This is a genomic window from Streptomyces sp. NPDC040589 (assembly GCF_055594445.1).
Map to the genome: position 1 here is coordinate 171,437 of NZ_JBVIWP010000013.1, position 24,766 is coordinate 196,202.

The 24,766-nt window shown below is 70.6% G+C and carries 17 protein-coding genes; 9 read left to right on the forward strand and 8 right to left on the reverse strand.

What is annotated here, in order from left to right; translation table 11 throughout:
- The first annotated feature begins 350 nt into the window (after nucleotides 1-350).
- The 5 genes from ACZ58V_RS38145 to ACZ58V_RS38165 are packed head-to-tail and all read left to right on the forward strand — an operon-like array spanning nucleotide 351 to nucleotide 8,498.
- On the forward strand, nucleotides 351-3,401 hold the full coding sequence (locus tag ACZ58V_RS38145) for a sensor histidine kinase (protein ID WP_471295825.1): 3,051 nt from the start codon (nucleotides 351-353) through the stop codon (nucleotides 3,399-3,401).
- Nucleotides 3,398-3,832, forward strand: coding sequence for a roadblock/LC7 domain-containing protein (locus ACZ58V_RS38150; RefSeq protein WP_468198859.1), 435 nt, complete (start codon nucleotides 3,398-3,400; stop codon nucleotides 3,830-3,832). The genes ACZ58V_RS38145 and ACZ58V_RS38150 overlap by 4 nt, the downstream gene beginning before the upstream one ends.
- A gap of 9 nt (nucleotides 3,833-3,841) precedes the next feature.
- A complete protein-coding gene (locus ACZ58V_RS38155; RefSeq protein WP_189726348.1) occupies nucleotides 3,842-4,237 on the forward strand; it encodes a DUF742 domain-containing protein in 396 nt (131 codons plus the stop codon).
- Between the two features lie 24 nt (nucleotides 4,238-4,261).
- On the forward strand, nucleotides 4,262-7,912 hold the full coding sequence (locus tag ACZ58V_RS38160; RefSeq protein WP_471295827.1) for a hydantoinase B/oxoprolinase family protein: 3,651 nt from the start codon (nucleotides 4,262-4,264) through the stop codon (nucleotides 7,910-7,912).
- Entirely contained in the window at nucleotides 7,893-8,498 is a 606-nt protein-coding gene (locus ACZ58V_RS38165; RefSeq protein WP_468198853.1) for a GTP-binding protein, read from the forward strand. Before ACZ58V_RS38160 ends, ACZ58V_RS38165 begins: the two co-directional genes overlap by 20 nt.
- A gap of 88 nt (nucleotides 8,499-8,586) precedes the next feature.
- Here ACZ58V_RS38165 and glpK read toward each other — a convergent pair whose 3' ends face one another.
- The 5 genes from glpK to ACZ58V_RS38190 form a co-directional block, all read right to left on the reverse strand.
- Complete coding sequence (gene glpK / locus ACZ58V_RS38170) at nucleotides 8,587-10,107, reverse strand: glycerol kinase GlpK (RefSeq protein WP_468198851.1); 1,521 nt, start codon at nucleotides 10,105-10,107, stop codon at nucleotides 8,587-8,589.
- Nucleotides 10,108-10,126: 19 nt separating this feature from the next.
- The gene (locus ACZ58V_RS38175; RefSeq protein ID WP_468198848.1) at nucleotides 10,127-10,921 is read right to left on the reverse strand and encodes an MIP/aquaporin family protein; all 795 of its coding nucleotides are present in this window, start codon (nucleotides 10,919-10,921) and stop codon (nucleotides 10,127-10,129) included.
- A gap of 615 nt (nucleotides 10,922-11,536) precedes the next feature.
- Nucleotides 11,537-13,198 (reverse strand): EAL domain-containing protein, encoded by a 1,662-nt coding sequence (locus tag ACZ58V_RS38180; protein WP_468198846.1) that lies wholly within the window; start codon nucleotides 13,196-13,198, stop codon nucleotides 11,537-11,539.
- Nucleotides 13,199-13,335: 137 nt separating this feature from the next.
- On the reverse strand, nucleotides 13,336-14,526 hold the full coding sequence (locus tag ACZ58V_RS38185; RefSeq protein ID WP_471295831.1) for a lipid-transfer protein: 1,191 nt from the start codon (nucleotides 14,524-14,526) through the stop codon (nucleotides 13,336-13,338).
- Nucleotides 14,523-14,948, reverse strand: coding sequence for a Zn-ribbon domain-containing OB-fold protein (locus ACZ58V_RS38190; RefSeq protein ID WP_471295853.1), 426 nt, complete (start codon nucleotides 14,946-14,948; stop codon nucleotides 14,523-14,525). Before ACZ58V_RS38190 ends, ACZ58V_RS38185 begins: the two co-directional genes overlap by 4 nt.
- Before the next feature lie 129 nt (nucleotides 14,949-15,077).
- Between ACZ58V_RS38190 and ACZ58V_RS38195 the strand changes: the two genes are divergently transcribed.
- Both ACZ58V_RS38195 and ACZ58V_RS38200 read left to right on the forward strand, forming a co-directional pair.
- Nucleotides 15,078-15,887: a M15 family metallopeptidase gene (locus ACZ58V_RS38195; protein ID WP_468198841.1), complete on the forward strand. Its 810-nt coding sequence runs from the start codon at nucleotides 15,078-15,080 to the stop codon at nucleotides 15,885-15,887.
- A 47-nt stretch (nucleotides 15,888-15,934) separates the two neighbouring features.
- The gene (locus tag ACZ58V_RS38200; RefSeq protein ID WP_468198839.1) at nucleotides 15,935-16,471 is read left to right on the forward strand and encodes an NUDIX domain-containing protein; all 537 of its coding nucleotides are present in this window, start codon (nucleotides 15,935-15,937) and stop codon (nucleotides 16,469-16,471) included.
- A gap of 2 nt (nucleotides 16,472-16,473) precedes the next feature.
- On the opposite strand, the gene ACZ58V_RS38205 is transcribed toward ACZ58V_RS38200, so the two are convergent.
- Entirely contained in the window at nucleotides 16,474-18,840 is a 2,367-nt protein-coding gene (locus ACZ58V_RS38205) for a glycoside hydrolase family 31 protein (protein WP_471295833.1), read from the reverse strand.
- A gap of 212 nt (nucleotides 18,841-19,052) precedes the next feature.
- Between ACZ58V_RS38205 and ACZ58V_RS38210 the strand changes: the two genes are divergently transcribed.
- Nucleotides 19,053-21,020, forward strand: a complete 1,968-nt coding sequence (locus ACZ58V_RS38210; RefSeq protein ID WP_471295836.1) for an acetoacetate--CoA ligase — start codon at nucleotides 19,053-19,055, stop codon at nucleotides 21,018-21,020.
- A 176-nt stretch (nucleotides 21,021-21,196) separates the two neighbouring features.
- Nucleotides 21,197-22,087: a hypothetical protein gene (locus ACZ58V_RS38215; RefSeq protein WP_471295837.1), complete on the forward strand. Its 891-nt coding sequence runs from the start codon at nucleotides 21,197-21,199 to the stop codon at nucleotides 22,085-22,087.
- 69 nt (nucleotides 22,088-22,156) lie between these two features.
- Here the strand turns inward: ACZ58V_RS38215 and ptsP are convergent, their stop codons facing one another.
- Nucleotides 22,157-23,827: a phosphoenolpyruvate--protein phosphotransferase gene (ptsP, locus tag ACZ58V_RS38220; protein ID WP_468199017.1), complete on the reverse strand. Its 1,671-nt coding sequence runs from the start codon at nucleotides 23,825-23,827 to the stop codon at nucleotides 22,157-22,159.
- 78 nt (nucleotides 23,828-23,905) lie between these two features.
- The gene (locus tag ACZ58V_RS38225; RefSeq protein ID WP_471295840.1) at nucleotides 23,906-24,355 is read right to left on the reverse strand and encodes a PTS sugar transporter subunit IIA; all 450 of its coding nucleotides are present in this window, start codon (nucleotides 24,353-24,355) and stop codon (nucleotides 23,906-23,908) included.
- Nucleotides 24,356-24,766: the final 411 nt, after the last annotated feature.

Genomic DNA, 24,766 nt, shown 5'->3' on the forward strand with positions numbered 1-24,766 from the left:
CCGGCTTGCGCTGTTTTACGCCGCCCAGGTGCGGGATGCGGCTCCTGTGGCCGATTCCGCCCCCATCTCCCGTAGAGAAGGACGAACAACCCACCACGAAGATTCCCAAGAACCGAAAAATTTCAGCCAACCGCCCTGGCGGGTCACGGCGATCGGCCGGCACGGCCGCCATCGGTTTCGGGGAGACAACTCCCGTAATGCCCGGACAACTCCCCATGCCTCGTGGCTGGCGCGGAAGTTCACCTTCCGGACCGGTCTTCGAGTTCCCTGTGGGTCGGTAGTAGGCTCGCGCCGTTTGTTGACGCACATGTGTACCCCCGGTAGGCCGGGGGCCCGAGCTGGGGGAGGCCATGCGCTTTCGCGGGAAGTCCATCCGCCGGAAGATCGTGGCGCTGCTTCTCGTGCCGCTGGTGTCCCTGAGCGCGATCTGGGCCTTCGCCACGGTGCTCACGGGGCGTGAGGCGGCCGACCTGTTCAACGTGTCGTCCGTGGTGGAGAAGATCGCCTACCCCATGGAGGACACCGTCCGCGTCCTCCAGGAGGAACGCCGCCAGACCCTCGTCTACCTCGCCGACCCCCGCGGCTCCGACGGGCTCGCAGCGCTCCGGCGCAGCCGGTCCGCCACCGACAAGGCCGTCGGCAGCATCCGCGAGAACGCCCGGAATCCGGACGTGCGCGACGCGATGGGCGAGGACACCGACGAGCGGCTGACCGCGGTCCTGGACGCCTTCGAAGGCATCGAGTCGCTGCGCAGCAGTGTCGAGGACGGCACCGTCAACCGCTCTCAGGCCCTCGACCTCTACAACCGGCTGGTCGACCCCTGCTACGTCCTCCTGGCCAACCTGCACGTGGTCGACAACGTCGAACTGGACAAGCAGTACCGCGCGTTGGTCAATCTCGCCCGCGCCCGCGAACTCCTCTCCCGTGAGGACGCCCTCCTCGGCTCCGCCCTGATCGTCGGCGAGATCTCCCACTCCGAAGAGCGCGACATCTCCGACCTCGTGGCCCAGCGCACCCTGATGTACGACGCCAACCTGCCGCTGCTGCCCGTCGCGGAGCGCGACCGCTACGAGAGCTTCTGGAAGAACGCCTCCTCCGCTCCACTGCGCGTGGCCGAGGAAGCGGCCGTCTCCTCCGGGACCGGAGCCCCCCGCGGCGTCTCCGCGAAGAGCTGGGACAGCGCCGCCGGCAACGTGCTCGACGAGCTCGGCACCCTCAACGACCAGGCCAACGACCGCTACCAGGACCGCGTCGATCCGGTGGCCATGGGCGTCATCGCCAAGGCGGTCGTCGCCGGCGTACTCGGCCTGCTCGCGCTCCTGGTCTCCCTCTTCCTGTCCGTGCGCGTCGGCCGCACCCTCATCCGCGATCTGCGGCAGCTGCGTCTGGAGGCCCACGAGGCGTCCGGGGTACGGCTGCCCAGCGTGATGCGCCGGCTCTCCGCGGGCGAACAGGTCGACGTCGAGACCGAGGTCCCGCACCTGGAGTACGACAAGAACGAGATGGGCGAGGTCGGCCAGGCCCTCAACACCCTGCAGCGCGCCGCCGTCGAAGCCGCCGTCAAACAGGCCGAGCTGCGCGCCGGCGTCTCCGAGGTCTTCGTCAACCTCGCGCGCCGCAGCCAGGTCCTGCTCCACCGGCAGCTCACCCTGCTCGACGCCATGGAGCGCAGGACCGAGGACACCGAGGAACTCGCCGACCTGTTCCGCCTCGACCACCTGACCACCCGCATGCGCCGGCACGCCGAGGGCCTCGTGATCCTCTCCGGTGCCGCCCCCTCCCGTCAGTGGCGCAAGCCCGTCCAGCTCATGGACGTCGTACGCGCCGCCGTCGCCGAGGTCGAGGACTACGAACGCATCGAGGTCCGCCGCCTTCCGCGTATCGCCGTCACCGGCCCGGCCGTCGCCGACCTCACCCATCTCGTGGCCGAACTCCTGGAGAACGCCACGGTCTTCTCGCCGCCGCACACCGCCGTCCAGGTCCTGGGCGAGCGGGTCGCCAACGGCTTCACCCTGGAGATCCACGACCGCGGCCTCGGAATGGCCGCCGAAGCGCTCCTGGACGCCAACCTCCGGCTCGCCGAGACGCCGGAGTTCGAGCTGTCCGACACCGACCGGCTCGGTCTGTTCGTGGTCAGCCGGCTCGCCCAGCGACAGAACGTCCGGGTCTCCCTGCAGCCCTCCCCGTACGGAGGCACGACCGCCGTCGTCTTCATCCCCGACGCGCTGCTGACGGACGACATCCCTGACACGAACGGCATCGGGTTCCGTCTCGACCGCCCCCAGCTGGCCACCGACAGCGAGCCGCAGGACAGCCGCCGCGCCGCCCTGTCCCAGGCGCCCGCACAGCGTCCCGGCCTGCCTGCCTCCCTCCTGGACGGCCCGGTCGAGCTGGAGGCCCCGGTGGACCTGGACGCCATCGGCGGCTTCCCCGGCTCCCTCGAGGACGAGAACAGCGGACACGGCGCCCTGTTCCGCCCCCGCCACTCGCTCGCCCGCGCCCAGGACGAGACAGCCGGCCGCCCCGATCCACAGCAGCAGAGCGACGCCGGCGGCGGACAGGACCGGACCGACTCCGACGACGAGCTCGGCGCTCCGGCCGTCCCGCCCCGCCGCCACACCCCCAAGCTGGTCAGCTCGCACGGGCGCCCGGTCACCGAGCAGCGCCCCCGTCGGGGGAAGACCGACGAGGAGCCCACCACGGCCACCGGCCGAGCGGAATCGGGGGCCACATCCTCGCTCCCCTCGCGTCGCCGGGGCGAGGAGTCCGCGAGCGGACGGGCCGTGGGCCGGCCGGGGCCGGACCCCGCGCTTCCGGTCCGGCGCCGTACCGAGGACGCCTCGGCCGGCACCCGGCGAGGCGAGGCGCGGACCGACGCACCGCCGCCACTGCCGGCCCGTCGCCGGGGGACGGAATCCGCTCGCCCGGCCATCGGCGCGGCCGGCCGCGACGCCGACCGCACCGACTCCCCGGCTACGCCCGGCAGTGCCGCCGGCGACCGGTCGGAACCCCCCACTCTGCCCAAGCGCACCCGTCGCGCGGAGATCGCATCCAGCGGCCCGGACGCACCCGACCACCGCTCCGGACCCGCGCCGGAGAACACCGGCGGGCCCACGCGCCACGCGGCCGGCACCGGTGCCGCGCCACAGGACACCGGCTCCGGCACCACGCCGCTGCCCCGGCGCGTTCGGCAGGCCAACCTGGCTCCGCAGCTGAAGCGGGGGGCCGAGCCGCGTACGGAGGACAAGGCCGAGCCCGTCGAACGCGACGCCGAGGAAGTACGCAGCCGCATGGCCTCGCTCCAGCGCGGCTGGCAGCGCGGCCGTGATGAGAACGCCGCGGGCGATGCCGCCCACAGCGGCGCAGCACGACAAGGAACGACAGAGGGGGACGGTCGATGACCGCACCGAAGGCGACCGGCCACACCGCGACCATCAAGGGGGAGCTGAACTGGCTCCTCGACGATCTGGTGGACCGCGTCGCGAGCATCCGCAAGGCCCTCGTGCTTTCCAGCGACGGTTTGCCGACGGGGGTGTCCAGGGACCTGACCAGGGAGGACAGCGAGCACCTGGCCGCCGTCGCCTCCGGGTTCCACAGCCTCGCCAAGGGTGTGGGACGTCATTTCGAGGCCGGCAACGTCCGCCAGACCGTCGTCGAGCTCGACGACGCCTTCCTGTTCGTGACCGCCGCCGGTGACGGCAGCTGCCTCGCCGTCCTCTCGGACGCCGACTCGGACGTCGGCCAGGTCGCCTACGAGATGACGCTCCTCGTGAAGCGGGTGGGCGTACATCTGGGTGCCGCTCCGCGCACCGATCTGCCCGCGGGCGGGTAGTGGGATGACATGAGCGCTGACGGTCAGGGAAGAAGCCACTGGTTCGACGACGAAGCCGGACCGGTCGTCCGTCCGTACGCCATGACACGCGGCCGCACCAGCAGTCAGGGCCAGCACCGCCTGGACCTGATCGCGGTCGTGGTCACGGAACCGCACGCGGACGACCCGGAAGCCGACCACATGCTCTCCCCGGAGCACGTGGACATCGTCGAGCTGTGCCGTGACGTCCCGCAGTCGGTCGCCGAACTCGCAGCGGAACTCGACCTGCCGATCGGGGTGGTACGGGTCCTTGTCGGAGATCTCGTGGACTCGGAATTCGTCCATGTGAACCGGCCCGTACCCCCTGCCGAACTGCCGGACGAGAGTATTCTGCGCGACGTGATCAACGGCCTCCGGGCGCTGTGAGCAGCGCGGAAGCGGGGTACTGACGTGACAGGCTGGCAGTTCTGGGTCGACCGAGGCGGCACCTTCACCGACGTCGTCGCGCGACGCCCGGACGGCCGGCTGCTCACGCACAAGCTCCTGTCGGACAACCCGGCCCGCTACGCCGACGCGGCGGTCCACGGCGTCCGCACCCTGCTGGCCGACTCCGGCGACCCCGTCGAGACCGTACGCATGGGGACCACGGTCGCCACCAACGCCCTCCTGGAGCGCAAGGGCGAGCGCACCCTGCTGGTCATCACCCGCGGCTTCCGCGACGCCCTGCGCATCGCCTACCAGAACCGCCCGAGCATCTTCGCCCGCCGCATCGAACTGCCCGAGCTGCTGTACGAACGAGTCATCGAGGTCGACGAGCGCATCGCCGCCGACGGCACCGTCCTGCTCGCACCCGGCCTCGACGCCCTCGCCGGGCCCCTCCGGGAGGCGTACGACGACGGGATCCGGGCCGTGGCCGTGGTCTGCATGCACAGCCACCTGCACCCCGCCCACGAACAGGCCGTCGGGGAACTCGCCGCCCGCATCGGCTTCCCTCAGATCTCGCTCTCCAGCGAGGCCAGCCCCCTGATGAAACTCGTCCCCCGCGGGGACACCGCCGTCGTCGACGCCTACCTCTCGCCCGTACTGCGCCGCTACGTCCGGCACGTCGCCGACGAACTCGAGGGCGTACGGCTGATGTTCATGCAGTCCAACGGCGGTCTCACCGAGGCCGGGCAGTTCCGCGGCAAGGACGCCATCCTGTCCGGGCCGGCCGGTGGCATCGTCGGCATGGCCCGCATGTCGCAGCTGGCCGGCTTCGACCGCGTCATCGGCTTCGACATGGGCGGCACCTCCACCGACGTCTCCCACTTCGCGGGTGAGTACGAACGCGTCTTCACCAGCCGGATCGCCGGTGTCCGGCTCCGCGCCCCCATGCTCGACATCCACACCGTGGCGGCCGGCGGGGGCTCGGTCCTGCACTTCGACGGCTCCCGCTACCGCGTAGGGCCGGACTCGGCGGGCGCGGACCCCGGGCCCGCCTGCTACCGGGGCGGCGGCCCGCTCGCGGTCACCGACGCCAACGTCGTCCTCGGCCGCATCCAGCCCGCCCACTTCCCGAAGGTGTTCGGCGCGAACGGCGACGAGCCCCTCGACGAGGCACTCGTCCGGGACCGCTTCACCGCCCTCGCGCGCGAGATCCGCGAGCAGACCGGCGACGACCGCACCCCCGAACAGGTCGCCGAGGGGTACCTGCAGATCGCCGTCGCGAACATCGCGTCGGCCGTGAAGCGGATCTCCGTCCAGAAGGGCCATGACGTCACCCGCTACGCCCTCACCACGTTCGGCGGCGCCGGCGGCCAGCACGCCTGCATGGTCGCCGACTCCCTCGGCATCCGCACCGTCCTCGTGCCGCCCATGGCCGGTGTCCTCTCCGCACTCGGCATCGGCCTCGCCGACACCACTGCCATGCGCGAACAGTCCGTCGAGGCCCCCCTGGAACCCGCCTCCATGCCCGGCGTCCGCAAGACCGCCGAAGACCTGGAAGCGGCGGCGCGCGCCGAACTCCGCGCCGAGGACGTCCCCGAGGAACACATCGAGATCACCCGCCGCGCGCAGCTCCGCTACGACGGCACCGACACCACCCTCACCGTCGAGCTGACCGAGCCCGGCACGATGCGGCACGCCTTCGAAGAACGTCATCGCGCCACGTACTCCTTCACGCTCGACCGGCCGATCGTCGTCGAAGCCCTCTCCGTCGAAGCCACCGGCATCACCGAACCCCCCGATCTCTCCGCTCTCGCGCCTTACGAAGCCACCGCCGACGGCAGCCCCGCAGCGCCGCAGACCGTCCGCCTCCACACGGGCGGTGCCTGGCGCGACGTACCCCTCCACCGCCGCGAGGGCCTTCCCCCCGGCGGCACCGTCACCGGCCCGGCGATCATCACCGAAGCCGGCGCGACGACCGTCGTCGACAACGGCTGGCAGGCCGCGGCGACCGACGACGGGCATCTGGTCATGGAACGCGCCGCGATTACGCAGAGTTCCGATCTCGACACGAAAGTCGACCCGGTTCTGCTTGAGGTCTTCAACAACCTCTTCATGTCCATCGCCGAACAGATGGGCGCCCGCCTCGAGTCCACCGCCCAGTCCGTCAACATCAAAGAGCGCCTGGACTTCTCCTGCGCCCTGTTCGACCCGGACGGAAACCTGGTGGCCAACGCCCCGCACATCCCCGTCCACCTGGGCTCGATGGGCACGAGCGTCAAAGAGGTCATCCGTCGGCGCGGCTCCCGCATGCGCCCGGGCGACACCTACGCCGTCAACGACCCGTACCACGGCGGCACCCACCTGCCCGACGTCACCGTGATCACCCCGGTCTTCGACACCACACCGTCGGACGTCACGGAGAGTGACCCGACTCTCCTCTTCTACGTCGCCTCACGCGGCCACCACGCCGAGATCGGCGGCATCGCCCCCGGCTCCATGCCCGCCGGCAGCCGCACCATCGAGGAGGAGGGCGTCCTCTTCGACAACTGGCTGCTCGCCGAGGACGGCCGCTTCCGCGAGGACGAGACCCTTCGCCTCCTCACCGAGGCGCCGTACCCCTCCCGCAACCCGAAGACCAACCTCGCCGACCTGCGCGCCCAGATCGCCGCCAACCAGAAGGGCGTCGACGAGGTCGGCCGCATGATCGAGGACTTCGGCCTCGACGTGGTCCAGGCCTACATGAGACACGTCCAGGACAACGCCGAAGAGGCCGTACGCCGCGTCATCGACGCCCTCGACGACGGCGAGTACGCCTACGAGACCGACTCGGGCGCCGTCATCCGCGTACGCGTGCGCGTGGACCGCGAGAACCGCGCGGCCACCATCGACTTCACCGGCACGTCGGCGCAACTGCCCACCAACTTCAACGCGCCCTTCTCGGTCGTCAACGCGGCCGTCCTCTACGTCTTCCGCACCCTCGTAGCCGACGAGATCCCCCTCAACGACGGCTGTCTGCGTCCCCTGAGCATCGTCGTACCGCCCGGCTCCCTGCTCGCCCCCGAGCCGCCGGCCGCTGTCGTCGCCGGCAACGTGGAGACCTCACAGGCCATCACCGGTGCCCTCTACGCGGCGCTCGGCGTCCAGGCCGAGGGCTCCGGAACCATGAACAACGTCACCTTCGGGAACGAACGCCACCAGTACTACGAGACCGTCGCCTCGGGCTCCGGCGCGGGTGACGGCTTCCCCGGCGCACCCGTCGTCCAGACCCACATGACCAACTCACGCCTCACCGACCCCGAGGTCCTGGAGTGGCGGCTTCCCGTGCGCCTCGAGGAGTTCGCGGTCCGGCGCGGCAGCGGCGGCGCCGGCCGGTGGCGCGGCGGGGACGGCGCCGTGCGCCGCATCCGCTTCCTGGAGCCCATGACCGTCTCCACGCTGTCCCAGCACCGACGTGTCGCCCCGTACGGCATGGCGGGCGGCGAGCCGGGTGCTCTCGGCGCCAATCGGGTGGAACACGCCGACGGCACCGTGACCGCACTCGGCGGCAGCGACTCCGCGGACGTCGTCACCGGCGACGTTCTCGTCATCGAAACCCCCGGCGGCGGAGGCTATGGCCCGCCGTCGCCCGACCCCCATCAAGCAGGAGAAGAGATCGATGATCTTCGGGCGTTCTGAGCGCGGCAAGCCTCCGGTCGAGCCCGTCACGCTCAAGATCCTGGTGGCCGGCGGCTTCGGCGTGGGCAAGACCACGCTCGTCGGCGCGGTCAGCGAGATCAGGCCGCTGCGCACCGAGGAACTGCTCACCGAGGCCGGTCGCCCGATCGACGACACCAGCGGCGTGGAAGGCAAGCACACCACGACCGTGGCCATGGACTTCGGCCGCATCACACTCCGCGAGGACCTGGTGCTGTACCTCTTCGGCACGCCCGGCCAGGAGCGGTTCTGGTTCATGTGGGACGAGCTCTCCGAAGGCGCGCTCGGTGCCGTCGTGCTCGCCGACACCCGCCGCCTGGAGGACTGCTTCGCCGCCGTCGACTACTTCGAACGGCGCTCGATCCCCTTCCTCGTCGGCGTCAACTGCTTCGAGGGCGCCCCGCGTTACCCGATCGAGGACGTCCGCCAGGCCCTCGACCTCGACGACGGCGTACCCCTCCTGATGTGCGACGCCCGCGACCGTGAGTCGGTCAAGGAAGCACTCATCGGCGTCGTCCAGCACGCCATGGCGTACGCGGCCGGCCAACGCCCTACGGTGACCACCTGACGCGGGCCCGACCCACCGGCGCGGCCCGCACCCCCGCCGACCGGGGTACGGGCCGCAGACCGGAAAACGAGGCCCCACGCGCGCGTGGTCAGCTCTCGCCGTCCTCCTCCCAGCCGAAGCTCTTCTCCACGGCCTTGCGCCAGTTGTGGTACTCGCGGTCCCGCACCGACGCCTCCATCGACGGCGTCCACTCGACGTCCTTCTGCCAGTGCGCCTTGAGCTCGTCCAGGTCGTTCCACACCCCGGTGGCCAGACCGGCCGCGTACGCGGCGCCCAGACAGGTCGTCTCGGAGACCTTGGGCCGCACCACCGGGACATCGAGCACGTCCGCCTGGTGCTGCATGAGTAGATTGTTCTTCGTCATGCCGCCGTCCACCTTCAGGGTGGTGATCTGCACCCCCGAGTCCTGGTACATGGCGTCCACGACCTCGCGCGTCTGCCAGCTCGTCGCCTCCAGCACCGCACGCGCGAGGTGTGCCTTCGTGACGTACCGGGTGAGTCCGGTGATCACGCCACGCGCGTCGGAGCGCCAGTACGGCGCGAACAGGCCCGAGAACGCCGGCACGATGTACGAGCCGCCGTTGTCCTCCACGCTCGCCGCCAGGGGCTCGATCTCGTCGGCGGTCCGGATGATGCCGAGCTGGTCGCGGAACCACTGGACCAGCGCGCCCGTTATGGCTATCGACCCCTCCAGACAGTAGACCGGCGCCTCAGTGCCGATCTTGTAGCCCATCGTCGTCAGCAGACCGCTCTTCGACGGCACCGGGCGGTTGCCGGTGTTGAGCAGCAGGAAGCTTCCCGTGCCGTACGTGTTCTTCGCCGTGCCCACGTCGTAGCAGGCCTGGCCGAACACGGCCGCCTGCTGGTCGCCCAGCGCGGAGGCCACGGGCACGCCGGCGAGCTGGCCGACAGCGGTGCCGTACGCCTCGGCGGAGGACCGGATCTCGGGCAGCATCGCTTCGGGGATGTTCATCGCTGAGAGGATCGAGGAGTCCCACTGGAGGGTCTCCAGGTTCATAAGCATGGTGCGGCCCGCGTTGGTCACGTCGGTGACGTGCTGCCCGCCGTCCGTGCCGCCGGTGAGGTTCCAGATCAGCCAGGAGTCCATCGTGCCGAAGGCGATCTCACCGCGTTCGGCACGCCCCCGCAGGTCAGGCACGTTGTCGAGCAGCCAGGCGGCCTTGGGCCCGGAGAAGTAGGTGGCCAGCGGCAGCCCCGTCTGCTCGCGGAACCGGTCCTGCCCGTCCGAGCCGCCCAGCTGGTTGCACAGCGCCGCCGTCCGCGTGTCCTGCCACACGATGGCGTTGTGCACCGGCTTTCCCGTCGCGCGATCCCACAGGAGGGTCGTCTCGCGCTGGTTCGTGATCCCGAGCGCGCTCAGCTGGTCGGCGCGCAGTCCGGCCTTGGCGATCGCCCCGGCCACCACGGCCTGCACCTTGGACCAGATCTCGGTGGCGTCGTGCTCCACCCAGCCAGGTTTGGGAAAGATCTGGCGGTGCTCGCGCTGGTCGACGGCGACGATCGCGCCGTCCTGGTTGAAGACGATGCAGCGGCTCGACGTGGTGCCCTGGTCGATCGCTGCGACGTACTTCTCGGCGTTGTCCGTCATGGCTACCCCTTGGGCTGGTTCAGAAGGCTGCGTTGTAGATGACGCCACCCAGTAGTCCGCCGATCAATGGGCCGGCGACGGGGATCCACGAGTACCCCCAGTCGGACGTTCCCTTGTTCGGGATCGGCAGGACGGAGTGGATGATGCGCGGGCCGAGGTCACGTGCCGGGTTGATGGCATAGCCGGTGGGACCACCGAGGGACAGGCCGATGCCGACGACCAGGAGAGCGACCAGGAGGATCGAGATGCCGGACCCGTAGATGCCGTTACCGCCCGGGATCAGGCCGACCCCGATGCCCTCGACTTTCCTGTTGTTGCCCACCAGGGCGAGGAGGGGCAGCACCAGGGCGATGGTCGCGAGGATCTCGGTGACCAGGTTGGCCACAGGGTTCCGGATCTCGGGGATCGTGGAGAAGATGCCCAGCGTCGGAAGCGGTTCGTCCGCTGTGCCCTCCGTGGTGCCCGTCTTGCGCACGTTGGCCTGGAACTGGGCGAAGTACACGAGGTAGCACAGGACGGCCCCGATCATGGCGCCGGCCATCTGCCCCAGCAGGTAGACCCAGACCTTGTCCCACACGCCGGTGTCGACGGCGAGGCCGAAGGTGACGGCCGGGTTGAGCTGCCCTCCGGAGAGGGGAGCGGCGGTGTACGCGCCGGCCAGCACGCCGAAGCCCCAGCCGAACGCGATCACCACCCATCCGGCGGCGCGGGCTTTCGAGAATCTCAGGGTGACGGCGGCGCACACGCCGGCGCCGAACAGGATCAGGATCGCCGTGCCGATCATCTCGCCGACGAAGATGTCTCCGTTAGTCATGGCGGCTCCTAGGCCGTGGCCCGGGACGGTCCGCCCCGGTCCTCACGTGCAGGGTGCGTTTCCCAAGGCGACTTCAGCCGAAGGCAGGGAGATACCGCGATCCCGTGCCCCGCCCGGCATCCGTGACGAGCGTGCCGTCGCAGCCGAATCACCCGTGGAGGAATGGGCCTTGGCACAGGCGCGCCCACGCGCCGCAGTGCCGGAATACGCCGAGAATGTACGGCGATGTCGACTGCCACCGGAAGTGTTCACCGGCACCCAAGGGGCGTCAAGGTCGCCGACCGCAACGGTTGACGGCCTTGTGACGGCGGCCGGGCTCCTGCCGGGCCGGGTGGCCGGTTGCACGGCCTGACGGCGCTCGGTCGGGTCGTTGTTCAGATCTGGTCGGGGCCACCGCGCGGCCTGGGTGAGCCGCGCGAGGCTCTGCTGGTGGGGTCCGGCCTCCGCTGAGCTCCGACCGTCGGCACTCGCCCAGCCGCACCTGACTCCTCGCTTGCTAGCCACCAGCATCCACCTGACCTGGCGGTTTCTCAACCGCAAGACCAGAGCCCCCCTGAGCGGCCGTACAGACCCGTCAGAGCCCAGTACCTGTCTCGGTCCTCCCCCTACGTGGTGTCACGCACCTGAACCCCCACCCGGCTCCGCCACCCCATGCCCCGCAGGTGCCGGTACCGGCTCGGCGCCCCGGCGGGTCTCATGCCCGGGCAGGCCCGCGCGGCCCAGCACCCAACTCGCCCCGCGCAACGACTTCGCCGCCTTCTTCAACGGTGCCAGGCAGGCTGCCGCCTGGCGGTGATCCGTCACAGCGCCCGGCGCGCACAGCACCGTGGCGAGCGACAGCGTGACCGGCCGTCCTCCCGCCGACCAAGGGGCGTCCAGCACAGCGGTGGCCAGCGGATCGAGACCCTCCGGATCGGCGAGTACCAGGAAGTCGTCCCCGCCGATGTGCCCCACGCGCGCGCTGTCCGTCGCGGCCTGCTGCAGCGCCCGTCCGACCGCCCGGATCAGCTCGTCTCCCGCCGCGAAGCCGGCCCCGTCGTTGACCTGCTTGAAGTGATCGACATCCAGCCAGCTGAGCGCGAACGGCCGCCCGGCCGCGATCCGCCGGTCCACCTCACCGGTGATCGCGTCCGAGCCGGGCAGACGCGTCAGCGGATTGAGCCCCGCCGCTTCCTCCACTCGGGTCTCGGCCAGCGCTCGCACCAGGTCCGCGAGCCGTACCACTCCCACACACCGCCCGTACTCGTCCACGACGGCCACGTCGTCCGACGTACGGTCCCGCTCGCCGACCGCCACCACGTCCAGGACCTCCCAGGCGGTGGCGTCGACGCCCACCGTCCGCGGCGGGTCGCCGAGCTTCGCCGCGGGCCGGTCGGCGTACAGGGCATGCCCGTAGCGCCCCGACATCGACAGCAGGAAGCGGGACCGGTGCACCGACCGGACCGGCACCCCCGCGGTGTCCACGAGCAGCACCCCTGACACGTCCGGCGACCCCGTCAGCAGCGCCCGCACCTGACCCGCGGACGCCGTGGCGGGCAGCAGCGCGGCGGGCCGGACGAACTCGCGCACCGACGGCCCGGACCGCGGCACCCTCAGGTCGGCGGGGGAGCGGGGCGGGACGTAGACGTCCGCGGCGGGCAGCCGCGCCGGCGGCGCGAACAGCTCGCCCTGTGCCAGCTGCGCCCCTGCCGCCAGCGCCGTCGCGCACTGCCCTTCGGTCTCCACGCCCTCGACCGCCAGGAGCGCCCCCAGTTCGTCGCACAGCGTCCGCATCGACCGCACCACGGCCGGCCGCGCCAGCAGCGACGCGTCCAGCTTCACCAGGCCGGGCGCGATGTCCGAGAGCAGCCGCAAGGGCACTTCCCCGTCCCCGACGCCGTCCGCGCAGATCCGGAAGCCCTGGCCACGCAGCGCGGTCACCGCCTCCAGCAGTGCCTGCTGCGGCACGTGCGTGTACGGCGGACAGACGTCGATCGTCACCTCCCACGGCAACCGTCCCGCCTCGCGCACGGCGGCGTGCAGTGAAGGGAGGCCGCCGAGGTCGGCGAGGGTACCGGCGAACACGTTGACGAACAGCGGAAGCAGGGTCTCCTTGCGCACCGCCGCGCGTACCGCCGACACCGCCAGCCGGCAGTCGAGCTCGGGATCCCGGCGGGCCTCGGCCAGGATGTCGCCGGTCTCCGGGCGGGCGAGTATCTCCAGCCCCGCGACCGCGCCGGTCGTCAGATTGACCACCGGCTGGAAGGCGAAGCGGAGAGTATCCGTCCAGGAGTGCACGGCAGCATGATGACTCCACGGGCGCACGCCCAAGCTCAGTTCATGAGACGTTCACGCAGGATTCCGGCGTGGTCACACAGCGTAGGACCACGGCCTGCCGCGGCCCCATGACCAGCTCACTCGCGACGGCACCGCGATCACCGCACCGCGATCACCGCCGACCCATGCCCGAACAGCCCTTGGTTCGCGCTGATACCCACACGCGCCCCAGCGACCTGCCGGTCACCCGCGTCGCCCCTCAACTGCCAGGCCAGCTCGCACACCTGGGCGATCGCCTGCGCCGGCACCGCCTCGCCGAAGGAAGCCAGTCCACCGCTGACGTTCACCGGTATTCGTCCGCCCAGTGCCGTCGCCCCGTCCCTCAGCAGCTTCACGCCCTCGCCCTCGCCGCACAGCGCCAAGTCCTCGTACCACTGCAACTCGAGCGCTGTGGACAGGTCGTAGACCTCGGCCAGTGACAGGTCCTCCGGCCCGACTCCCGCCTCCTCGTAGGCCGCCAGGGCGATCGACCTCCGGAACGTCTCGCCGGGCGGATCCACCGCCACGGCGGAGTCCGTGGCGATGTCCGGCAGGTCCAGCACGGTGTTCGGGTAACGCGGCGTCACCGTGGACACGGCCCGGATCCGCACCGGCTCCGCATGCCCGTGCCGCCGCGCGAACTCCATGCTCGAAAGCACCACCGCCGCACCGCCGTCGGAGGTCGCACAGATGTCGAGCAGCCGCAGCGGGTCGGCGACGACAGCGGAGGCGGCGACCTCCTCGGCGGTGACCGGGCTGCGGTAGCGCGCCTTGGGGTTCAGCGCGCCCATCGCGGCGTTCTTCACCTTCACCCGCGCGAAGTCATCCGCCGTGTCGCCGTGCAGAGCCATGCGCCGCCGGGCGTACAACCCGAAGTACACCGGGTTGGTCGCCCCGAGGATCCGGAAGCGCAGCCAGTCGGGATCGTCGGGCCGGTCCCCGCCCGCGGGGCGGAAGAATCCCTTGGGAGCGGCATCGGCCCCCACCACGAGCACCGCGTCGGCGAGTCCGGAGAGTATCTGGGCCCGTGCCGTGTCGACGGCCTGCGCCCCGGACGCGCACGCCGCGTACACGCTCGTGACCCGGGCCCCCTGCCAGCCCAGTGCTTTCGCGAACGTCGCTCCGGCGACATACCCCGGATAGCCGCCACGCACCGTGTCCGCTCCGATGATCGAGCCGATGTCCCGCCAGTCCAGACCGGCGTCGGCGAGCGCCACCCGGGCCGCCGCGACGCCGTACTCGACGAAGCTCCGCCCCCACTTGCCCCACGGGTGCATGCCCGCGCCGAGCACCGCCACCTCTTCCGTCATGCCGTCACCCCCGTCGGCCGCCAGTGCCACGTCGTCCAGGTCGTCTCCGCGTCCTCATGGAGCACTCCGGGCACGACCTCCGCCTCCATACCCACCGTCAGATCCGCGACGATGACCCCGGGAGCCGCCTGTCCCAGCACCACGATCCGCTCGGCCTCCAGCTCCACAGCGATCAACGCGCTCGGCTCCCACGGAAGTTCCGGATCGCTCACATAGGGTGACGGCGGCCGATACCGGCTGTCCGTGTACGACCAGACGCGGCCCCGTCGCGACAGCGCGACCTCTTCCAACTCCTCACCCTTACAAGAGGGGTTGCGGCAGTGGCGGTCCTCACGCGGGAAGAAGACCGAGGCGCACGCCGCACAGCGCGTGCCGAGCAGCCGGAAGGCGTCACCGTCCCCGGCGAACCACCCCGCCACCACAGGTGTTCGTGAACGCGACACAGTCCCTCCCCGCAGCCGAATCTGACGGAACGTCAGAAGTCTGCCACGGCGTTCCGGAATTGGGCATCCCTTCCCCGAAGGGACCGTCTCCTGGTAGATGCAAGGGCCATGACACGACTCACCACCGTGGCACGCGGCCTCATCACGGCGTTCGCCGCCTTGCTGGCAGCGACCGCCTCCACCGCGACCGCCCAGGCCCAGACCGAGCCCAAGGCGCCGAAGGACTTCGTGGCGCTGAGAAGCGTGGACCCGACGATCATCCAGGAGATGCGCTACGTCACCCCGCACAACTTCGTCGGCGAGCGCATTGACGGCTACCTCCAGCCGACCTGCATCCTCACCCGCCCCGCCGCACAAGCTCTCCACAAGGCCCAGAGGAAGCTCCTGCGCCAGGGCTACACACTCAAGGTGTACGACTGCTACCGGCCGCAGCGCGCGGTGGACCACTTCGTCCGCTGGGCCGAGGACCTGGACGACGAGGCGATGAAGGGCGAGTTCTACCCGAACGTCGACAAGACCCGGCTGTTCGCCGACGGCTACATCGCCGAGAAGTCCGGCCACAGCCGCGGATCGACACTGGACATCACACTCGTGAGGCTGCCGGCGAAGCCGACCCGGCCGTACCACCCCGAAGAGCCCCTTGTGCCGTGCTTCGCACCCAAGGGCGAGCGGTTCCCCGACAACTCGATCGACATGGGGACCGGCTTCGACTGCTTCGACACCCTCTCGCACACCCTCGACCCACGCATCCAGGGCGAACAGCGCGCCAACCGGCTGCTGCTCAAGAACACCCTGGAAGGCCTCGGCTTCGTGAACCTGGCAGAGGAGTGGTGGCACTACACCTACAAGCCCGAGCCCTACCCGGACACCTACTTCGACTTCCCCGTGTCCAGGAAGTCGCTCACCGGCGCCCACTGAGCAGCCTGCCCGAGACGCCCTCTCCGTGATCGGCTACAGTCCGCCGCGTGTCCGAAACTCAGCACTCCAGTTCCAACTCCGCGCCGGACTCCCACTGTTCGAGCTGCGGCACGCCCTACGGAGAGGGCGTCTCCGGCTGGCCCCGCACCTGCCCGGTCTGCGGCGCCGTGGCCTACCGCAATCCACTCCCGGTCGCGGTGGCCCTCCAGCCCGTCTACGACACCAAGGGCACCGCCCTGGTCGTCATCACCCGAACCGTCGCTCCCGCGCGCGGGGGCACGGCCCTGCCCGGCGGCTACATCGACGACCGGGAGGACTGGCGGCAGGCCGTCGTACGCGAACTCAAGGAGGAAACCGGCATCGACGCGGCCGCCCGCGAGGTACGCCTCGTCGACGCCATGAGCTCGCCCGACGGGCACCTGCTGCTGTTCGGTCTCCTCCCGGAACGCCCGGTCGAAAGCCTGCCGCCCTCAGCGGCCACCGACGAGACGGAGGGCTGGCACCTCCTGCGCAGGGCGGACGAACTCGCCTTCCCCCTGCACACCGTGGCCGTACGGGCCTGGTTCGAGGGCCGGTACATCTGAGCTCAGCGTTCCCCGGCACCGCGGACGCGCACTGGTGAGGACGGCTCACTCCCGCCGTCCTCACCCTCCCGCTCGACGACCACCCGCGAGCCCGTCCACCGAGCGGTGTACCGCTCGATCTCCGGATCGTCCCAGCCCTCGCCCCCGTCCGGCACGACCAGCCCGCCCCCGGTCCGCCCGCGGGCGGGCGCCCACACCTCCAGTGCGAGCCCGCCGTCCTCCCCGAGTACGGGAAGAACGGCACCCGCGCGCGCGAACACGGGGATGCGCGACAGAGGGGCGTCTACGAGCACCTGCCCCGGCCCCTCGTACGCCTGCTCCGTCACCGTGTCGTACCAGCGTCCTCGCGGCAGCTGCACCGCACGCCGGTCCGCTCCAGGGTCCAGCACCGGCGCCACCAGCAGGCTGTCGCCCAGCATGAAGGCGTCCTCGCAGTCACGCAGCGTCCGGTCCTCCGGCGCAGCCCACCACAGGGGCCGCACATACGGCGCTCCGGTACGCCGCGCCAGATGCGCCAGCGTCATGAAGTAGGGCAGCAGCCGCTGGCGTTCGACGAGTGCCACGCGCGCGTGCTCCAGCACCTCGGGACCGAACTCCCAGGGCTCCCTGCGCCCCGCCCGCAGACTCGCGTGCGTACGGAACAGCGGCAGATACGCGCCCAGCTGGAACCACCGCAGATACAGCTCGGGCGAAGGATCCCCGTCGAAGCCTCCGATGTCCGGCCCCGAGTACGGAACGCCGCACAGCCCGAGCCCCATCACCAGCGCCAAGGACGCCCGCAGTCCCGGCCACCCGGTGGCCACGTCCCCCGACCACGTGCCCCCATAGCGCTGCATGCCGGCCCACCCGGAGCGGGAGAACAGGAACGGCCGCTCCTGGGGCGCGAGTTTCCGCAGTCCCTCGAAGCCCGCCCTGGCCATGCACAGCGCGTACACGTTGTGCGCCTCACGATGGTCACCGCCCCGCCCCTCCAGGGAGTGCCGCGCCGAACGCGGCAGCGTCGACTCCCCGAACGCGGTGAACGACGTGGGCTCGTTCATGTCGTGCCAGAAACCCGAGAACCCCTGCGCGAGCCGCTCCTCGTAGAGGCCGCCCCACCACTCACGCACACGCGCGTGCGTGAAGTCGGGAAACACCGTCTCCCCGGGCCACACGACTCCCTGCACGACCTGCCCCGACGCGTCCCGCACGAACGCGTCCTCGGCCGTCCCGCCGTCGTACACGGCATTGCCGGGCAGAGCCTTTACGGCCGGGTCCACGATCGACACCAGCCGGATGCCGTCCCGCCGGAGTTCCTCGGCCAGAACGGGCAGCTTCGGGAAGCGGTCCTGGTCGACGGTGAACACCTGATGCGCGACGAGGTGATCGATGTCCAGGTGCACGGCGTCGAGCGGCAGACCGTGCTCCACGTAGCCCGCGAGGATCCGTCGCACCTCCTGCTCGCTGCCGAACCCCCACCGCGCGTGCTGGTGGCCGAGCGCCCATGCGGGCGGCAGCGCGGGCGCCCCGGTGAGCGAGGCCCAGGCGAGCAGCACGCGCGCGGGGGTACCCACCATCACCCAGCAGCGCAGCGGACCGCCGTCCATCTGCAGCTCGCTCGTCCCGCCGCGGTCGTGCCCGGAACCCGCGCCCTCCTCGCCCTCGCGCAGCGTCACCGTGCCGTCCCACGAGCTGTCGTGGAACGCCAGATGCGTACCGCCGTCGGACACGACCAGTTGCACCGGCATCGTGATGTACAGCGGGTCGTCGCCCGGCGCGAAGGCGTGGCCGGGGTCGGTGTTCCACAGCCGGTACGTCCCGTCCGGCAGGCGCGGACCCGCGGCACGTCCACCCAGGCCGAAGAAGCGCGCGTCGGCGGCCACCTCCGACCGCTGCGACCACCGTGCCGGGCCGCCACCGACCGGCTCCCACCACCGCGGCGGCAGATCACGCCGCAGGGTCACGCCACCGGGCGTAAGCACCTCCACGGCGCCGTGCCGCGAGACGACGACCGTCACCCGCTCGGCCACCACCCGCCAGCCGCCGTCCTTGTCCGGCTCCAGCACCGCACGGGGATCGGGCTCCGGACAGCGGCCCGCCAGCGCGTACGACGGCTCGGGCTCCGCCCCGTCCCAGCCCCAGAAGACGGCCCCGTTCACGGCGACGAGAATCCGCAGCTCCGACCGGCTGAACCGGATGACACCGCCCCCCGGCCCCGGCTCCACCTCCTGGACGGGCCCAGGCACGCGCGCACGCTCCGCCCCGCGCGACGGCAGCCCGGTGGCGTCGGCCCGCTGCCTGCGCCACGCTGCTCGTACGGTACGCACACCCTGCGCCGCCCCCACCGAACCCACCGCTTTCACCGAACGCACCAGGTCACGACCGTTCATGCTGCTCACCCTGTCATTGACCGCGCCACACGCGCGTGGCGTTCAACTGCCGTTCACCCGTGTCAGGACCACATCTTCACGAGGCGGACTATGTGGGACGCACCCTGGTGCCGAAGTCGATCACATGGCATTGTCCGTGCCAGCCGCGTCACGCGCACACCCCAGCCCGTGCGCGGAGGACGCACACGACGCGCACAGTCCGGGAGCCGACCATGTCGACCGCTAGTCCCCAGCCGCTCTGGCAGCCAGACCCCGAGCGCATCGACCGGGCACGGATCACCAGTTTCCAGGCCTGGGCCGCCGAGCACCACGGCGCCCCCGCCGAGGGCGGCTACGCGGCTCTCCAGCGCTGGTCCGTCGACGACCTGGACGCCTTCTGGAAAGCCGTCGCCGAGTGGTTCGACGTCCGTTTCTCGACCCCGTACTCGCGCGTGCTCGCAGACCGGGCGATGCCGGGCGCCCAGTGGTTCCCCGGGGCGACCCTCAACTACGCCGAACACGCCCTGCGCGCGGCCGACACCCGCGCGGACGAACCGGCCCTCCTGTACGTCGACGAGACGCACGAACCACGCCCTGTCACCTGGGCCGAGCTACGCCGCCAGGTCGGCTCCCTGGCCGCCGAGCTGCGCGCCCTCGGGGTACGCCCCGGAGACCGCGTCAGCGGCTACCTCCCCAACGTCCCCCAGGCCGTGGTCGCGCTCCTCGCCACAGCCGCCGTGGGCGGCGTCTGGACCTCCTGCGCGCCCGACTTCGGCGCCCGCAGCGTCCTCGACCGCTTCCAGCAGGTCGAACCCGTCGTGCTGTTCACGGTCGACGGCTACCGCTACGGCGGCAAAGAGCACGACCGACGCGACACCGTCGCCGAACTGCGCCGCGAACTGCCCACCCTGCGCGCCGTCATCCACATCCCCCTCCTCGGCACCGAGGTACCCGAAGGGGCCCTCGACTGGTCGGCCCTCACCTCCGCGGACACGAACCCCGTCTTCGAGCAGGTGCCCTTCGACCACCCCCTGTGGGTGCTCTACTCCTCCGGCACGACCGGCCTGCCCAAGGCCATCGTCCAGTCCCAGGGCGGCATCCTGGTCGAGCACCTCAAGCAACTCGGCCTGCACTGCGACCTGGGTCCCGAGGACCGCTTCTTCTGGTACACGTCGACCGGCTGGATGATGTGGAACTTCCTCGTCTCCGGCCTGCTCACCGGCACCACGATCGTCCTCTACGACGGCAGCCCCGGCTACCCGGACACCGGCGCCCAGTGGCGGATCGCCGAACGCACGCGGGCCACCCTCTACGGCACCTCGGCCGCCTACGTCATGGCCTGCCGCAAGGCCGGCGTGCACCCGTCCCGCGACTTCGACCTCTCCACCGTCCAGTGCGTCGCCACCACGGGCTCGCCGCTGCCGCCCGACGGCTTCCGCTGGCTCCACGACGAGGTCCGCGACGACCTGTGGATCGCCTCCGTCAGCGGCGGTACGGACGTGTGCTCCTGCTTCGCCGGAGCCGTACCGACCCTGCCGGTCCACGTCGGCGAGCTCCAGGCCCCCTGCCTCGGCACCGACCTGCAGGCCTGGGACCCGAGCGGCAGCCCCCTCGTCGACGAGGTCGGCGAACTCGTGGTCACCAACCCCATGCCGTCGATGCCCATCCACTTCTGGAACGACCCCGACGGCAGCCGCTACCACGACAGCTACTTCGACACCTACCCCGGCGTATGGCGGCACGGCGACTGGATCACCGTTACCTCCCACGGATCCGTCGTCATCCACGGCCGCTCCGACTCCACGCTCAACCGCCAGGGCGTACGGATGGGATCCGCCGACATCTACGAAGCGGTGGAGCGCCTCCCCGAAATCAGGGAGTCCCTCGTCATCGGCATCGAGCAGCCCGACGGCGGCTACTGGATGCCCCTGTTCGTGCACCTGGCCCCCGGAGCAGCCCTCGACGAGGACCTGCTGAAGCGCATCAAGCAGACCATCCGCGAACAACTCTCGCCGCGCCACGTCCCCGACGAGATCATCGAGGTACCCGGCGTCCCGCACACTCTCACCGGCAAGCGCATCGAGGTCCCGGTCAAACGCCTCCTCCAAGGCACTCCACTGGAGAAGGCGGTCAACCCGGGCTCCATCGACAACCTCGACCTTCTGACCTTCTATGAGGACCTCGCCCGCAAACGCGCCTGACCGAGGTCGTCCACGCCACGTCGAGCTACTCCCCGTCACCACGGCCGCTGACGGAGAGTGTGGCTGAAGCGTGTTGACCTGCGACTTTAGCGGCCGCCCGCCTTCGCCACCCCCGTTGTCAGTGCCGTCGATTACTGTGAGTGAGCATTGATCGACTGTGCACAGGGGGAAAGACAATGGCGCACACCGACAGCCGGACCATGCGACGCGTCCTGCGCCGCGAAATCGCCGGCACCATCGGCCTGCTGACCGACGAGCACGACTTCCGAGCCATGCGCTGCTACCGCAGCTTCACCTTCGACGACCACGCGACCTACCTCAAACAGGTCGAGGCCCTCCTCAGGACACGGAACCTGCAGGGCAGTCACACCACGGTGGCCCTCTTCGACCCCGAGGAGTACGCCGAGTTCTGCACGCGGAAGAGCCTGGACCCCGACAACCCGTCGAGCCGCACACGCTTCACGTCCCAACTCGCGGTGACAGGCCCGACTCTCCCGTACGACGGTCAGCCTCTGGCCGACCTCCTGGCGGCCCTCGTCGACGAGGGCGTGCGGCAGGCCACCTGGGAGTACGCGACCACACTCCTCGCTCGCCTGGGCGCCTGCACGTCCTGCGGAGAGGACCTCGGACGCACCGCCTTCGCCCGAGCCTCGGACCTCCTCGTCCGCATCCTCGACACAGCCCCACCCGGCGACCGGCACCTCGTCTGCAGCGTCACCGGACCGCCCGAAACCCTCATCGCCGCACTCCATGCCGCCGACACGAACGGCACCTTGACGCTGGACGAGACCGAAGCCCTCGAGTTCACCACAGTCCTGGCCCTCGGCCTGGCCACCGAAAGCCCCGGTGGACTCGTCATCCGCGCCAGCGCCCCAGACAGGCCCGACCGCGTCTACGGCTGGCGCCTGCGCGCCTACGGACTCGACCCCCTCACTGCGGGAGAGGTCTTCGACGCCTACTGCACCGACGTCGAGTCCGGCGATCTCATCTCCCCGGAATCCAACGTCGACTACTGCGAGCCGCCCGAGCTCGGGGAGGAGAAACCCCACCGGGGACACAACCACTGAAACGCGGGAGGGGCGCCCCACGTGAGTGGAGCGCCCCTCCTGGACAGTCATAGGTCGACCAAGGCCGGCCTACTCGCCCGACAGCACCGCCTGCGCCGCGCTGCGCGCGTCCTCGGCACTGTCCGACGCACGGGCCGCCGCAGCTGCCCGCTCGCACTGCGCCAGCGTGTACTTCGCCAGCGTCGCGCGGACGTAGGGAATCGACGCCGCGCCCATCGAAAGAGAGGTGACGCCCAGACCAGCCAGGACACAAGCGAGCAGCGGGTCGGACGCGGCCTCACCGCAGACGCCACAGCTCTTGCCCTCGGCCTTCGCCGACTCGGCGGACAGTGCCACCAGGTCGAGCAGCGCGGGCTGCCACGGGTCCTGCAGACGGGAGACCGCACCCACCTGACGGTCGGCGGCGAAGGTGTACTGCGCCAGGTCGTTCGTCCCCAGCGACAGGAACTCGACCTCCTGCAGGATCGAGCGGGCCCGCAGCGCGGCCGACGGGATCTCCACCATCGCGCCGAACTTCGCCCGCAGCCCAGCCTCACGGCACGCGTCAGCGAAGGCCCGGGCATCCGTGCGGTCCGCCACCATCGGGGCCATGACCTCGAGATAGACCGGCAGCCCTTCCACGGCCTTCGCGAGCGCGGTCAGCTGCGTGCGCAGGACCTCCGGGTGGTCGAGCAGCGTCCGCAGGCCCCGCACACCGAGCGCCGGGTTCGGCTCGTCGGCCGGAGTCAGGAAATCGAGCGGCTTGTCCGCGCCCGCGTCCAGAACCCGCACCACGACACGCCCCTCGGGGAACGCCTCGAGCACCTGCCGGTACGCCGCGACCTGCTTCTCCTCGGAAGGCGCCTGCTTGCTGTCGTCCAGGAAGAGGAACTCGGTACGGAAGAGACCGACGCCCTCGGCACCGGCATCGACGGCGGCCTCCACATCCGCAGGACCACCGATGTTCGCGAGCAGCGGCACCTTGTGACCGTCCGCCGTGGCACCGGGCCCGGTCGAGGCCGCCAGCGCGGCCCTGCGCGCGGCGGCCGCGGCCTCGAGCTCAGCCTTCTTGTCCGCACTCGGGTCCACGAAGATCTCACCCGTGCTGCCGTCGACGGCGATCATCGTGCCTTCGGCGAGCTCGCCGGCACCGGGCAGCGCCACCACGGCCGGCACTCCGAGCGCCCGCGCCAGAATCGCGCTGTGGCTGGTCGGACCGCCCTCCTCGGTGACGAAACCGAGCACCAGAGTCGGGTCCAGCAGCGCGGTGTCGGCAGGCGCGAGGTCACGCGCGACAAGGACGTAGGGCTCGTCGCTGTCGGGAACTCCCGGCATCGGCACGCCCAGCAGACGGGCGACGATACGATTCCGCACGTCGTCGAGGTCGGCCACGCGGCCGGCGAGGTACTCACCGGCACCCGCCAGCAGCTCGCGATACGCGGCGAAGGCGTCGTACACCCCGCGCTCGGCCGTGCTGCCGACGGCGATCCGCCGTTCCACGTCGGCCATCAGCTCGGGGTCCTGGGCCATCATGGCCTGCGCCTCGAGCACCGCCTGGGCTTCGCCGCCCGCCAGATTGCCGCGCGCCATCAGGTCGGCCGCCACAGCCTCCACGGCCTTGCGGGCGCGCCCCTGTTCACGCTCCGCCTCGTCCGCCGGGATCTGCTTCGCAGGCGGCTCGAGCACCGCCGTTCCCATATGCCGAACCTCGCCGATCGCCACACCGTGGCTCACGCCGACGCCTCGCAGCGTTGTCTCCATCTCACCCGTCTCCGATAGTGCGGCGGCTCCCGCCGCCGTGTTGGTTGTCCTACTCGCCGTCATACGACGGCACTGGCGTCACTTCCAGAGGAAGAGACTGTCGCCGGCCTTCACATCGCCGTCGATACGAAGATCGGAGAGGGCTTCTGCCGTGGCCTCCAGCGCCACGATCGGGCAGATCGCGGACTTGCCGGCGGCCTCGACGGCAGCCGGGTTCCAGCGCACGATGCCCTGACCGCGCCTGACGGTGTCGCCCTTGTTCACCAGCAGCTCGAAACCCTCGCCGTTGAGCTGCACGGTGTCGATACCGAGGTGCGTGAGCACGCCGTGTCCGCTCTCGTCGACGACGACGAACGCGTGCGGGTGCAGGGAGACGATGACGCCGTCCACGGGTGAGACGGCCTCGGAAGGCTCAGGTACAGGGTCGATCGCTGTGCCCGGGCCGACCATGGCCCCGGAGAAGACGGGATCCGGCACGGCTGCCAGTCCGATGGCGCGTCCTGCAAGCGGGGACGTCACGGTGGTCATGGGAAGCCTCCCAGGGATGGAGATCGTTATGGGCCGTCCCTGTCGGTACCGGGCGGCACACTGTTCAGCAGGGTATGTCACCTGAAGTGCCGGTTCCGCGCGGGCACTCCGGAGTGGTCTAGACCATACCGCAAATGGATTTGCACGCACTCTGCGGCCGCGTGTACAGTCGTACTCCTGCCTGGGGCTGAGCGACACGACATCGTGTCTGTGCCTGGCAGCACCCAAACTTGTCAGATCCTATCTCGGGGTCACCTTCTGCATGCCTGCAGGACGGTGGTCAGGGAGTCGGAAAAACACTGATAGAGTTTGGAACACCGAAGGGAAGCGCCCGGAGGAAAGCCCGAGAGGGTGAGTACAAAGGAAGCGACCGTTCCTTGAGAACTCAACAGCGTGCCAAAAGTCAACGCC

Bases quoted from the DNA above. Each gene is read 5' to 3' on its own strand.
- ACZ58V_RS38145 (WP_471295825.1), top strand. From the start codon at position 351: ATGCGCTTTCGCGGGAAGTCCATCCGCCGGAAGATCGTGGCGCTGCTT.
- ACZ58V_RS38150 (WP_468198859.1), top strand. From the start codon at position 3,398: ATGACCGCACCGAAGGCGACCGGCCACACCGCGACCATCAAGGGGGAG.
- ACZ58V_RS38155 (WP_189726348.1), top strand. From the start codon at position 3,842: ATGAGCGCTGACGGTCAGGGAAGAAGCCACTGGTTCGACGACGAAGCC.
- ACZ58V_RS38165 (WP_468198853.1), top strand. From the start codon at position 7,893: ATGATCTTCGGGCGTTCTGAGCGCGGCAAGCCTCCGGTCGAGCCCGTC.
- glpK (WP_468198851.1), bottom strand. From the start codon at position 10,107: ATGACGGACAACGCCGAGAAGTACGTCGCAGCGATCGACCAGGGCACC.
- ACZ58V_RS38175 (WP_468198848.1), bottom strand. From the start codon at position 10,921: ATGACTAACGGAGACATCTTCGTCGGCGAGATGATCGGCACGGCGATC.
- ACZ58V_RS38185 (WP_471295831.1), bottom strand. From the start codon at position 14,526: ATGACGGAAGAGGTGGCGGTGCTCGGCGCGGGCATGCACCCGTGGGGC.
- ACZ58V_RS38195 (WP_468198841.1), top strand. From the start codon at position 15,078: ATGACACGACTCACCACCGTGGCACGCGGCCTCATCACGGCGTTCGCC.
- ACZ58V_RS38205 (WP_471295833.1), bottom strand. From the start codon at position 18,840: ATGAACGGTCGTGACCTGGTGCGTTCGGTGAAAGCGGTGGGTTCGGTG.
- ACZ58V_RS38210 (WP_471295836.1), top strand. From the start codon at position 19,053: ATGTCGACCGCTAGTCCCCAGCCGCTCTGGCAGCCAGACCCCGAGCGC.
- ACZ58V_RS38215 (WP_471295837.1), top strand. From the start codon at position 21,197: ATGGCGCACACCGACAGCCGGACCATGCGACGCGTCCTGCGCCGCGAA.
- ptsP (WP_468199017.1), bottom strand. From the start codon at position 23,827: ATGGAGACAACGCTGCGAGGCGTCGGCGTGAGCCACGGTGTGGCGATC.
- ACZ58V_RS38225 (WP_471295840.1), bottom strand. From the start codon at position 24,355: ATGACCACCGTGACGTCCCCGCTTGCAGGACGCGCCATCGGACTGGCA.